General features: G+C 68.1%; 11 protein-coding genes and 2 riboswitches. Of the genes, 7 read left to right on the top strand and 4 right to left on the bottom strand.

The window, feature by feature from the left end:
* Together ACFE7U_RS09840 and ACFE7U_RS09835 are read right to left on the bottom strand one after the other, a co-directional pair.
* Positions 1-1220 (bottom strand): ABC-F family ATP-binding cassette domain-containing protein (locus ACFE7U_RS09840; RefSeq protein ID WP_375409540.1); only part of this gene is annotated, 1220 nt, incomplete at its 3' end.
* Between the two features lie 117 nt (positions 1221-1337).
* Complete coding sequence (locus tag ACFE7U_RS09835) at positions 1338-1865, bottom strand: BA14K family protein (protein WP_375409539.1); 528 nt, start codon at positions 1863-1865, stop codon at positions 1338-1340.
* Positions 1866-2151: 286 nt separating this feature from the next.
* Between ACFE7U_RS09835 and ACFE7U_RS09830 the strand changes: the two genes are divergently transcribed.
* The 4 genes from ACFE7U_RS09830 to ACFE7U_RS09815 are packed head-to-tail and all read left to right on the top strand — an operon-like array spanning position 2152 to position 5621.
* On the top strand, positions 2152-2844 hold the full coding sequence (locus ACFE7U_RS09830; RefSeq protein ID WP_375409538.1) for a Crp/Fnr family transcriptional regulator: 693 nt from the start codon (positions 2152-2154) through the stop codon (positions 2842-2844).
* Positions 2845-2869: 25 nt separating this feature from the next.
* Positions 2870-3949 (top strand): ABC transporter ATP-binding protein, encoded by a 1080-nt coding sequence (locus tag ACFE7U_RS09825; protein WP_375409537.1) that lies wholly within the window; start codon positions 2870-2872, stop codon positions 3947-3949.
* Entirely contained in the window at positions 3946-4851 is a 906-nt protein-coding gene (locus ACFE7U_RS09820) for an ABC transporter permease subunit (RefSeq protein ID WP_375409536.1), read from the top strand. Before ACFE7U_RS09825 ends, ACFE7U_RS09820 begins: the two co-directional genes overlap by 4 nt.
* The gene (locus ACFE7U_RS09815; protein ID WP_375409535.1) at positions 4848-5621 is read left to right on the top strand and encodes an ABC transporter permease; all 774 of its coding nucleotides are present in this window, start codon (positions 4848-4850) and stop codon (positions 5619-5621) included. The genes ACFE7U_RS09820 and ACFE7U_RS09815 overlap by 4 nt, the downstream gene beginning before the upstream one ends.
* A gap of 28 nt (positions 5622-5649) precedes the next feature.
* Here the strand turns inward: ACFE7U_RS09815 and ACFE7U_RS09810 are convergent, their stop codons facing one another.
* Positions 5650-7413: an AsmA-like C-terminal region-containing protein gene (locus ACFE7U_RS09810; protein WP_375409534.1), complete on the bottom strand. Its 1764-nt coding sequence runs from the start codon at positions 7411-7413 to the stop codon at positions 5650-5652.
* Between the two features lie 469 nt (positions 7414-7882).
* Here ACFE7U_RS09810 and ACFE7U_RS09805 point away from each other — a divergent pair, with 469 nt between their 5' ends.
* The 3 genes from ACFE7U_RS09805 to ACFE7U_RS09795 all read left to right on the top strand — a co-directional run bounded on the left by ACFE7U_RS09805 (position 7883) and on the right by ACFE7U_RS09795 (position 9849).
* Positions 7883-8620, top strand: coding sequence for a CoA transferase subunit A (locus ACFE7U_RS09805; RefSeq protein ID WP_375409533.1), 738 nt, complete (start codon positions 7883-7885; stop codon positions 8618-8620).
* Between the two features lie 16 nt (positions 8621-8636).
* Positions 8637-9293 carry a 3-oxoacid CoA-transferase subunit B gene (locus ACFE7U_RS09800; RefSeq protein ID WP_375409532.1) on the top strand — a complete coding sequence of 219 codons (657 nt, stop codon included), beginning with the start codon at positions 8637-8639 and terminating at the stop codon, positions 9291-9293.
* A 163-nt stretch (positions 9294-9456) separates the two neighbouring features.
* Positions 9457-9849: a hypothetical protein gene (locus ACFE7U_RS09795; RefSeq protein WP_375409531.1), complete on the top strand. Its 393-nt coding sequence runs from the start codon at positions 9457-9459 to the stop codon at positions 9847-9849.
* 5 nt (positions 9850-9854) lie between these two features.
* Here ACFE7U_RS09795 and ACFE7U_RS09790 read toward each other — a convergent pair whose 3' ends face one another.
* The gene (locus tag ACFE7U_RS09790) at positions 9855-10850 is read right to left on the bottom strand and encodes a hypothetical protein (protein WP_375409530.1); all 996 of its coding nucleotides are present in this window, start codon (positions 10848-10850) and stop codon (positions 9855-9857) included.
* A gap of 306 nt (positions 10851-11156) precedes the next feature.
* Positions 11157-11256: riboswitch (glycine riboswitch) on the top strand.
* A 1-nt stretch (position 11257) separates the two neighbouring features.
* Positions 11258-11353: riboswitch (glycine riboswitch) on the top strand.
* Positions 11354-11500: the final 147 nt, after the last annotated feature.

Here is an 11500-nt window from a genome sequence, read left to right as displayed (position 1 = left end):
GCCTTCGATTCCGGCACGTCCGGCATCAGGTCGCGGACATGAGCGTAGGCGCTCTCGGCCGGGCGCAGCTCGTCGAGCTGATGCTGGGCGAAGTAGGCGACCTCCATCTTGGAGGACCGCTTCATCTCGCCGCTCAAGGGGGCCATGCGTCCGCCGATGAGCTTGCAGAAGGTGGACTTGCCGTTGCCGTTGGCGCCGAGCAGCGCCACCCGGTCGTCGGGGGCGAGGCTGAGGTTAAGCCCCGACAGCACGATCCGGTCGGCATAGCCGGCCTGGACTCGCTCCATCGCGACGATGGGCGGAGAGAGCGGGCGCTCGGGGCTCGGCAGGCGGAACGCCGGCACGTCGTCCTCGATCACCGAGGCGATGATCTCCATCTTAGCGAGCCGCTTGACCCGCGATTGGGCCTGGCGTGCCTTGGTGGCCTTGGCCTTGAAGCGATCGACGAAGCTCTGGAGGTGCGCGCGCTCTGCATCCTGCTTCACCTTCGCCTTGGCCTGAAGCACGCGCTTCTCGGCGACTTGGCGGGCGAAGGAGGTGTAGCCGCCGCGGTAGATCGTCAGGCGGCCTCGGTCGAGGTGCAGGATGTGGTCGACGCACTCGTCGAGCAGGTCGCGGTCGTGGGAGATGATGATCGCGGTGCGCGGATAGCGCTCGAGGTAATCGTACAGCCAGATCGTGCCCTCGATGTCGAGGTAGTTGGTGGGCTCGTCGAGGAGCAGCAGATCCGGTTCGGAGAACAGCACGGCGGCGAGCGCCACACGCATGCGCCAGCCGCCCGAGAAGTCCGCACACGGCCGTCCTTGTGCCGCCGCATCGAAGCCGAGACCGTGCAGGATGGCGGCGGCGCGGGCGGGCGCCGAATGCGCCTCGATGTCCACGAGCCGGGTCTCGATCTCGGCACGGCGCAGCCCGTCGGCCGTCTCGGCTTCCTCCATCAGGCGAGACCGCTCGGTGTCGGCCGCGAGCACCACGGCATGCAGCGTCTCGGGGCCTGCGGGGGCCTCCTGGGCGACCGCGCCGATGCGCATGCCCTTGGGCATCGAGACGGTGCCGCCCTCCGTAGGGAGCTCGCCGAGGATCGCGTTGAACAGGGTGGTCTTGCCCGCGCCGTTGCGGCCGACGAGGCCGACCCGGGCGCGGTCAGGGATCGAGAACGTCGCGCCGTCGAGGATGAGGCGCTCGCCGATGCGGTAGGTGAGGTCGTTGACGCGCAGCATGGCGCGCTTGTGCGGTGACGGATCGAGGGAGGCAAGTCCCGGACGGCGCAACCAGACGAGCCACCTGCGGCTTCGCGAACATCACGAGGCCGCAGGCGTCAGGGATACGACTGAGGGCTACGGGCAGGCGTGACGCTTGCCGTCGTAACCGAGATAGGTGCCGGAGGAGGCATCGTAAGATTTGAAGCGCTGCGAGCAGTAGGCGACTGCATTTCCCCCTGCGACTCCGTAGGCCGGTGCCGGCCTCGCCTGGGACGCGATGGCGCCGCCGATCAGCGCTCCCGCCGCGAGGCCACCGAGGACGGCACCGCCGCCGATCCCGCCACGGCGATAGCCGTAGCCTCGGCCGGCATAGCCGCCCCGATTGAAGCCGCCGCCGCGGAAACCGCGTCCGCCGGCGAAGCCGCCGCGATTGAAGCCGCCTCTGCGAATGCCGCCGCCTCCGAACCGACGCCCGCCGCCGAAGCCACCCCGCATGCCCCCGCGCCCGCCACGAAACTGCGCGTATTCGATCGCCGCGCCGCTCGCCTGCAGATCGGCGAAGCGCGATTGCGCCGTCGCCTCTGCGGCAGCGGCCGGATCGGCCACGAGCGTGGCCGATCCGATGAGCCCGCCGAACAGGGCCGGCATGATGACCTTCAGCATTGAGCGTTCCAATTCCTGTGCATGCCGTCGTCGAGACAGGCGCATCCGATGTGGAGGAACCAGCCAAACGTGCATTGCAGCGGAATGTTCATCCCGTGGTCGTGACGATAAGTTGACCGGAACCGCCGCCTGCTACGGGATGGGAGCGAGGGTTGGATCGTGACGATCAAGCCACAGGATCCGGGTCCAGAGCAGCATCCACGCCTAATCACGCCCGGGCCCGAGCCGCGACTTGACCCATCCCGTCCTGAGCGTAACCATCTGGCCCGCCTAGGGAGTATGGTACGTGAGCGCAGGTCGGTTGGCAGGAATCCCGTTCTTCAAGGAGCCGGGAATCGAGCTGTCGACCTACGAAATACGCTGCCACTGGCGGAAGTTCGACGAGAACGAGGTCCTTGTCGACTACGACGATGTCTCGACGGACGTCTACTTCATCATCGCCGGTGAGGTCCGCATCCTCAACCGCTCGCAATCCGGCAAGGAGGTCATTCTCGGCGAGATGCGCGGCGGCGCGTTCTTCGGGGAACTCGCGGCGCTCGACGGTATCGGCCGGTCCGCCAATGTGACGGCACTGACCCGGGGCGAGGTCTGCGTCGTCCCGGCCGCGATCTTCCGCCAGATGGTGTTCGCCTCGGAGCCGATCGCCGACCGGCTGTTCCGGCTCCTGGCAAAGCGGGTTCGCGAGCTGAACACCCGCTTGATGGAACACGCGCTCCTCGACCTGCGCCACCGCCTCTATGCCGAACTGCTGCGCCTGTCGGTGCCGCGGTCGGGGAGCGATGGCGCGCGGGTGGTCACGCCGCCGCCCTATCATCACGTGCTGGCCGCCCGGATCGGCTGCCGGCGCGAGCAGGTCACGCGCGAGTTCACCGTCATGGCCTCGGACGGCCTCATCGACCGCACCCGCGGCGCCCTGATCATCCGCAGGCCCGACCTCCTGGAGGCACGCGTGGCCGAAGCGCTCCGCGAGGATTCCTGAGCCGCCTCGACCGACGGGTAGAACGATGACGCCCGGATCGCCGCTTCTGCGCGTCTCGAACCTGACCAAGCGCTTCGGGGCTTTCGAAGCTCTCGGCAACGTATCCCTCGATCTCGCACCGGGCGAGTTCGTCTGCCTGCTCGGCCCCTCGGGCTGTGGAAAGAGCACTTTGCTGCGGCTGCTGGCGGGGTTCGAGGCCCCGACCTCGGGAACGATCGTCCTGGGCGACCAGGACCTCGCAGCACTCCCGGCGCACCGGCGGCCGGTGAACATGATGTTCCAGTCCTACGCCCTGTTCCCGCACATGAGCGTCGGCCGCAACGTCGCCTACGGCCTGGAAGGCCTCGGGCTCGGCCGACGGGCGAAGGGCGAGCGCGTCGCGGAGCTCCTGCGGCTCGTGCGCCTCGACGGCTTCGAGGCGCGCGCACCCGACACCCTGTCGGGCGGCCAGCGCCAGCGCGTGGCCCTCGCCCGCGCGCTGGCACGCGAGCCCAAGGTGCTGCTCCTCGACGAGCCGCTCGGCGCCCTCGACCGGAGCTTGCGCGAGGAGACGCAAGGGGAGCTGCGCGCGCTGCAGCGGCGGCTGCGCACGACCTTCGTCATGGTCACCCACGATGCCGGCGAGGCCATGACCATGGCCGACCGGATCGGGGTGATGGATCGCGGCCGCCTCGTGCAGATCGGCGACCCGGCCATCCTCTACGAGCGCCCGGCCAACCGCTACGTCGCCGGCCTGCTCGGCGACGTGAACCTGATCGAGGGCCGGATCGCCGGATCGATGCAGGATGGGCTTCGTTCCGTCGAGACGGGCTTCGGCCCATTGCTCGTCGCCATCGAGGAAAGCGCGATTTGCGAAGGGGCTGCGGTGACCCTGGCCATGCGTCCTGAACGGATCAAGATCGTTTCCGGCAGCGAACCGGCCGGGCTTCGCGGCATCGTCGCGGAGCGCACCTACCTCGGCGACCGCATCCGCCATCAGGTCCGCATGACCGACGGCACGCTGATCCGGACCAGCATCGGCATCGCGGCGGCAGGCTCGGTCGTGCCGGGCGATGCCGTGACTCTGGCGTTCGCACCGGAAGCCGGCGTGATCCTGTCGGCATGAGGCGCCGGGTCAGCCTCGTCCGCCTTCTCCCGGCTCTGCCCTTCCTGTGGCTCGGCGCCTTCTTCCTGCTGCCCTTCCTCATCACCCTGAAGATCAGCCTCTCGGCGCCGGCAACAGCGCAGCCGCCCTACCTGCCGGTCCTCGACTGGAGTTCCGGTCCCCAGGGCTGGGCCTATTTCCTGGAGGCCCTGGATTTTGCCAATTACGAGACCCTGTCGGGCGACTCCCTCTACCGTGACGCCGCCCTGTCCTCCCTCGGGCTCGCCGCTCTGGCCACGCTGATCCTCGTCGTCGTCGGCACGCCGATCGCGCACGCCATGGCGCGAGCGTCGCCGCGGATGCAGCCTCTGCTCGTCGCCCTCGTCATCGTGCCGTTCTGGACGAGCTTCCTCATCCGCATCTACGCCTGGATCGCGATCCTGAAGCCCGAAGGCCTCCTCAGCGCAGGCCTGATGCACCTCGGAGTCATCGCGCAGCCCCTCGAGATCCTCAACAACCAGGGCGCAGTCCTTATCGGCCTCACCTATGCCTACCTGCCGTTCCTGGTCCTGCCGCTCTACGCGGTGATGACCCGGGTGGATCCCAGCCTGCGCGAGGCCGCGGCGGATCTCGGCGCTTCGCCGACTCGGGTGTTCTGGACGGTGACGCTGCCGCTCGCCCGCCCTGGGCTCGTCGCCGGGGCGCTCCTGTGCTTCATCCCGATGGTCGGCGAATTCATCATCCCGGACCTGCTCGGAGGCTCGGACACGCTCATGCTCGGGCGGGTGCTGTGGAGCGAGTTCTTCTCCAACCGCGACTGGCCGCTCGCCTCGGCCGTGGCGATCCTGATCCTCGTCATCGTGGTCGGGCCGATGGTGATGTTCCGCGAGGCCCAGGCCAAGCGGCAGGAGGCGGTCCGGTGAGCGCCTTCTCCCGCACGGCGCTACTCCTCGGATTCGGCTTCCTCTACGCGCCGATCCTCGTGCTGGTGGTCTATTCCTTCAACGCCTCGGCGCTCGTGACGGTCTGGGGCGGATTCTCGACGCGCTGGTACGGCATCCTCTTCGCCGATGCAGCGCTCATCGCATCCGCATGGGTGTCGCTGCGCATTGCCCTGGCCTCGGCGCTCATCGCCACGATCATCGGCACCCTGGCCGCACTCGCCCTCGACCGCGGCGGGCGCTTCACCGGACGCCCCGTCTTCACCAGCCTCGTCTACGCGCCGATGGTGATGCCGGACGTGATCACCGGCCTGTCCCTGCTGCTGCTCTTCGTCGGTCTCGGCCTCGATCGGGGGGTCGCCACCATCGTCATCGCCCATGCGACGCTCGCCACCGGTTTCGTCGCCATCATCGTCGGCGCTCGCCTGAAGGGACTCAACCGGTCCCTTGAGGAAGCGGCAGCCGATCTGGGCGCAGGCCCGGCCAGGGTGTTCGCCACCGTGACGTTGCCTCTCGTCCTGCCGTCGGTGGTGGCAGGATTCCTCCTCGCCTTCACGCTGTCCCTCGACGATCTCGTCATCGCGAGCTTCGTCTCGGGGCCGGGGGCGACGACGCTGCCGATGCGGCTCTACAGCCAGGTCCGGCTCGGGGTGAATCCTGAGATCAACGCCGCTTCGACGCTGCTGGTGGCCATCGTGACGGTCGCGGCCCTGACGGCGTCGTGGTTGACCGGACGGCGGGCGCGGACATAGCCGGGCCTGTTCGCCCTGTGGCGGCGCCTCAGGGCACGTAGGCCCGCGCTGCGGCTGGGACGCCGACATTGTTCGGTGCCGTCAGCATGTCCGGCCTCATGACCGCCAGGCCGCTCGGATCGGACACCGCACCGCGGTCAGCCATGGCCCGAACCGCGATCGCGTTCCAGGGGCCGACAATCTCGAACAGCCGGGCCGGACGACCGCCACCGCTCGGCGTCAGTTCGGCCCGTGCATCGAAGCGCCGTTCTAAGAGCGAGACCATGCCGATCAGCGAAGCCGTGAGGGCAGGGGCGGCAAGCGTTCCCTCGGTGATCGAACCGAGACCGTCCTTGAAGCGCAGGGCGAATCCCGCTCTTGCGAAATCGGTCCGTCCGATCCGCTGAACGGGTGGGCCAACGACACCATCGCGCTGCATGACCTCGGCGAGGTCGAGCCCGGTGATCGTACCACCCTCCACCGCCACGGCGGCGCGTCCACCGATGCTCCCGACGAGCTCGCCCATGGTCGAGGCCCGGCTGTCCAACGCGAAGGTGCCGTTGACGGCACCGACGAGCCATCGATATTCGCCCATGTCGATGAGGAGCGCGCCGAGGTCGAGCCCATCGAACGCCCCCTGTGCCTTGACCTCGATGCCACCGCGATCCGGCATCGCGGCGAGGATGACCCGACCTTTGACCGTGCCGCCCTGGAGGCCCGCACGGCCCAGCGACGCTTCGATGCTGCCATTGCGCACGATCAGGCTCGACGCGATGTCCTCCACCAGGACGGGTCCGATCCGAGCGCTCGCAGCCGAGAGCCGAAGGTCGAGATCGCCGCCCGTGAAGGGGGCCAGAGCGAGGGTTCGCTGCTTCCAGACCGGCGCCTGCGACGCATCGGGATCGAGCCCCAGCGCACCGATCAGTTCGCTGACCAGAGGGGCGATGTTGACGGATTCGGCCGCGAGTGTCGCCTGGATCGCCGGGCGTTCGTCGGCGAAGGAGACGGATCCGGCGCCCTCGAGCTTGTTGCTGCCCAGCGCGACCCGCATCTGCGGCAGGAGAAGGTCCTTGCCCTGCGTCCTGAAATCGGCCTCGACGGCGACATCCTGCATGAGAGGAGCCAGCGCGACGTCGCCCCCCGTCCAGCCGAGCGTCTCAGGAAGCGATCGCGTCGTGAGCCGCACGCGCCCCGAGACATCGTGGGTTTCCCCGAGCCGGGCTGAGCCCTTCAAGTCGAGCGTACCGGCGGGCCAGGCGAGGGTGGCGCTGAAGGGACTGGCGACATTTCCGAAGAGGGCGGCAAGGTCGAGTCCGGTGACACGCAGGGTGGCCTCCTGCTGCTTCCACGTTCCCCGGGCGACGATCTCAGCACTTTTGCCCAAGAGCGGGGCCGACAGGCTCAGATCGACGTCGTGAAGGGTCTGGATCGCCGCGTTTCTCGGATTCCATCCCGTGACGGTGGCACGGGTGAGGTTCAGACGCGGCAACTCTCCCTGCCGGTCGCCGCCGACCCGCCTCGACAGTCTCTCTGCCGCGCCGGTCCAGCGTCGGTCCGTGATGCTCATCGGCAAAGTGATTGCAGCGCCGTCCAGGGACAACGCGTCGAGCCCGACCCGGCCGGTGATCAGCGCGAGGAGGTCGAGATGGAGCGACAGACCGCCGCCTTCGGCCAGGACGGGGCCGTCGGGCGCGCCTGAGGCGAGCCTCGATTGTGCAAAGCGAAGGCGCGGGAAAGGCAGCAGGGCGATCTCGGCCGCCCCCTCGACGGTCAGGGCAATGCCGTAGGACGTCGCTAGTTCGTCGGCGACCATCGCGACGAGCCGCGGCGATGATACCGGCCAAGGTATGCAAGCCGCCACGAGTCCGGCTCCCAGAACGCCGACGACGAGGCTGCGCAGCCCATATCGGGGCGTCTCAGGGGACGGTACTGGCTGCTCGGCGGGGCGAGAGGACATTTCACTCCGGGTGGAAGGACGTTCCTTGAGGCCGTCCCGGCAGCGGAAACCGTCGCTGTCTTCAACATTCCCAATAAAGGCTTAAGCCGTCCTTGTCTTCAGGCGTCGGTCGCTCGTCCACTGGGCGCGATCCATCAAGCTGGAGTTCGCGTCCCGGGAAGGCTTGTCCTTGGCGGACGCCTGGATCAAACACGAGCGGGTCATGCGCGGGACGCCCGGGGCGGACGTGGGGCCTGCGCCGAGCTTGGTCCTAGGCAACCGGTGACGAGGCAGGCCCGTCGCAGGCGCCGCGGCGGCGACAGAGGGTGTGGGAGGGACGGCTTCGATGAAGAAGGTTTATCCGGATGCGACGGCGGCTCTCGCCGGTCTGCTCAAGGACGGCATGACGATCATGGCCGGCGGCTTCGGCCTGTGCGGGATCCCCGACGAGCTGATCGATGCGATCCAGGCCTCGGGCGTCAAGGATCTGACGGTCGTCTCGAACAATGCCGGCATCGACAATGTCGGGCTCGGTAAGCTCCTTCAGACCCGCCAAGTCGCCAAGATGATCTCGTCCTATGTCGGCGAGAACAAGGAATTCGCCCGGCAATATCTCGGCGGCGAGCTCGCGATCGAGTTCAACCCGCAGGGCACGCTTGCCGAGCGCATCCGCGCCGGGGGCGCCGGCATCCCGGCCTTCTACACCAAGACCGGCGTCGGCACCCTGATCGCCGAGGGCAAGGACGTCCGGAACTTCGATGGCGAGGATTACGTGATGGAGCGCGGCCTGTTCGCCGACCTCTCGATCGTGCACGCCTGGAAGGGCGACACCGAGGGCAACCTCGTCTACCGGATGACCGCGCGCAACTTCAACCCGATGATGGCGACGGCCGCCACCGTGACGGTGGCGCAGGTGGAGCACCTGGTTCAGCCCGGCGAGCTCGACCCGGACGCGATCATCACGCCCGGCATCTTCGTCAAGCGCATCGTCCATGTCCCGACCCGCGACAAGCGGATCGAGCAGCGCACCACGCGCAAGCGCGGCGAACCCGCCAACCCCGCTGCCGCTGCCGGCGTCGTCTGAGAGGGAGACACGAACCATGGCCTGGACCCGCGAACAGATGGCCGAGCGCGCCGCGAAGGAGCTGCAGGACGGCTACTACGTGAACCTCGGCATCGGCATCCCCACCCTCGTCTCGAACTACATCCCGGACGGGATGTCGGTGCAGCTGCAATCGGAGAACGGCATGCTCGGTATGGGGCCGTTCCCGTACGAGGGCGAGGAGGACCCCGACCTCATCAATGCCGGCAAGCAGACGATCACCGCGCTCCCGACCACGAGTTACTTCTCGTCCTCCGATTCGTTCGGGATGGTCCGGGGCGGGCACATCAACCTGTCGATCCTCGGCGCCATGCAGGTGGCGCAGAACGGCGACCTCGCCAACTGGATGATCCCCGGCAAGATGGTGAAGGGCATGGGCGGCGCCATGGACCTCGTCGCCGGCGTCAAGAAGGTCGTGGTGGTGATGGAGCACGTGGCCCGAAACAAGGACGGGTCCGAGAGCGCGAAGCTTCTCAAGGCCTGCGATCTGCCGCTCACCGGCACCGGCGTCGTGGACATGGTGATCACCGATCTGGGCGTCTTCACCATCGACAAGAAGGGTGCGGGCGGTATGACCCTGGTGGAACTCGCCGACGGAGTCACCGAGGACGAGGTCCGCACGAAGACCGAGGCTGCCTACTCCGTCGCCCTCTAGTCGAACCTCGGGCGGATCGTTTCGGGACGATCCGCCTCGTTCGCGCATCTCCATGGCTAAGCGCGCGTTAATCGGACTCGTCGAAACCTCCGGATCGCCCGGGCTGCAGCGCGCAAGCGATGGCGGACCGGGCGGATCGAACGGGTCACGAGGATCGAATCGTATGCGTAGCGTCGCGTTGCAGAGTGAGGACAACGTCGTCCCTTTTCGCCGGCTGAACGGCCGGGGGCCCACTCCCGCGCCGGCACCGAATTCAGCGCTCGCCGCGCGTCGGGTCGACCAGCGCGCCCTGATGGATGCCGTCTACGCCACCGGCACGCTCGCCGTGGCGGCCGGCGACAGGGACACAAAGCTCATCGCCTCCCGCCTGCAGGTCTACGGCTTCCTCGTCGTCGAGGAAGTGAGCGAGGACGGCGAGGTTCGGCGCCTGCGCCCCTCGGAAGCGATTCGCGCCGCCACCGAGCGTCCCTGGCGGGTCTCGAAGGCCTCCTACGCTTCGGAGGCTTCGGTCACGATCCCGGCGATCGACGACTTCCTGTTCGATCAGCCGGCCTGACCGGCTCAGCGCAGGTAGATCACGCTGTAGAGCGTGCGCCGCAACTCGCTCTCCGTGAGCCAGACGCGGCCGTCGTCGCAGCGCTCGCGGATGCCGGGCCGCATCCGCGAGCAGTACTCGCCGGTATTGTCCTGCACGAGGTACTGACATTGGCCGCCTAGGCGACGCCGCGCGACGACGGGGCTCGAATGGTCGGCGGCGAGGTCCGGGTCCTTCGGGTCGCGCTCCTGAAGTTCGTACCAGCTGTAGCCGATGGTCGGCGCCCGGCCGTTGCCGAGGGCATAGTCGACCATGGCTATCATGCGATCGATCTGAGGCGGTCGCGGTGGGCGGCCCGCCTCCACCATCTCCATGAATTCGAGCTGGTTGGCGGCGACCCGGTAGGAGACCGGCAGCAGCGGGACCGGCAGCGGGCGGCGGTGGCAGCGGGCCTCGACGAGGGCTAGCCAAGCCGCGTTGAAGGCATCGGCCCGGCGGCTGCGGAGATTGGGCACGGTCGCGCCGACTGCGCGGAAGCACTGATTCGGCGCGCGTACGACGCTGCCGTAGCGAAGGGCCGCGAAGCGCGCGGTGAAATGCGCGTAGCCCTCGTGGCTCGGCAGGTCGCGCTCCTCGCAGAGCCCACCGATATTGTAGAGGAGCGCGGAGGCATCCTCCTCGCCGCCTTCGAGCTTGTCGAAGTAGGGCTCCATACCCGGGTTGCGGTCCTTCGAGACCTCGGCGGCATTGCGGGCCCAGGCGATGTCGGAGAGGTAGCCGGGATGCGCCCGTAGGTGAGCCTGCAGCGCCGGATCGGGGATCGCCGACAGGCGGGACGGATCGGCAAAGTAGAACTTCGTTGCCACATCGAGGGGCGAGACCGCGGTTCCGACCCGCTGCGAGATCATGTCGGCAGTGGCATAGGCGTAGCAGATCGCGCTGTCGCCCTGACCGACCGGGATGTCGGCGGGTCGCGGAGAGAGGAGGGTCCCGCCCGGCAGCGCGTGGGTGCTCGGTGGCATCGCGATTCGCACCGGCCAGCAGGCGGCGTCGCGGGTGTAGGTCGGCTTTGCCGGGAGGAGGCGTGTATCGACGGCCGATGCATCGCGCGAGCCCAGCAATGTCGCCACGGCTGCCAAGCCCAGCAGAAGTCGTGACCAGCCCGACACCACGCCACCCTCGTACGGTTGCTCTCCGCCGTCGCGACGGCGGCTGTCTGTACCTCAGAACCGCCTTGGAGGAAGCAGGCGGCTCCGCGCAATCGCAAGGCTTCCGGCAAGCCGGGGGTTGCAACCGGCAAATCGACGTGACACCCTGCCCTTGTCCGATACGACGATGCGGGAGAGCCCAGACGAACCACCGTTCGTCATGGCGCCGACGGAGCAACCACCCCCGGAAACTCTCAGGCACAATCACCGCAATCGTTGGACAATCTGGAGAGAGGCGCCTGACGGCGTCCACCGAAGGAGAAATCTTGAGGCGCTACGGCCCTTGAGAGAAGCTCTCAGGTAACCGCGACAGATGGGGGCAACCGGGACGCTCGACCGAGCATCCTGGGGCCGCTTTGTCGTGGGGATGCCTGATGCAGCAACCGTCTGTCCCTGACGCACCGGACACGATCTCACACACGCCGCTTCACGCGCTGCATCTGCGGCTCGGCGCCCGCATGGTG

Origin of the sequence: uncultured Methylobacterium sp., assembly GCF_964251405.1 — a bacterium.
Taxonomy (GTDB): Bacteria; Pseudomonadota; Alphaproteobacteria; order Rhizobiales; family Beijerinckiaceae; genus Methylobacterium.
This window is presented reverse-complemented; position numbering and strand designations above follow the sequence as displayed.

Coding starts and splice junctions, on each gene's coding strand:
- ACFE7U_RS09795 (WP_375409531.1), top strand. CDS start 9,457: ATGCGTAGCGTCGCGTTGCAGAGTGAGGACAACGTCGTCCCTTTTCGC.
- ACFE7U_RS09820 (WP_375409536.1), top strand. CDS start 3,946: ATGAGGCGCCGGGTCAGCCTCGTCCGCCTTCTCCCGGCTCTGCCCTTC.
- ACFE7U_RS09835 (WP_375409539.1), bottom strand. CDS start 1,865: ATGCTGAAGGTCATCATGCCGGCCCTGTTCGGCGGGCTCATCGGATCG.
- ACFE7U_RS09810 (WP_375409534.1), bottom strand. CDS start 7,413: ATGGTCGCCGACGAACTAGCGACGTCCTACGGCATTGCCCTGACCGTC.
- ACFE7U_RS09805 (WP_375409533.1), top strand. CDS start 7,883: ATGAAGAAGGTTTATCCGGATGCGACGGCGGCTCTCGCCGGTCTGCTC.
- ACFE7U_RS09800 (WP_375409532.1), top strand. CDS start 8,637: ATGGCCTGGACCCGCGAACAGATGGCCGAGCGCGCCGCGAAGGAGCTG.
- ACFE7U_RS09790 (WP_375409530.1), bottom strand. CDS start 10,850: ATGCCACCGAGCACCCACGCGCTGCCGGGCGGGACCCTCCTCTCTCCG.
- ACFE7U_RS09825 (WP_375409537.1), top strand. CDS start 2,870: ATGACGCCCGGATCGCCGCTTCTGCGCGTCTCGAACCTGACCAAGCGC.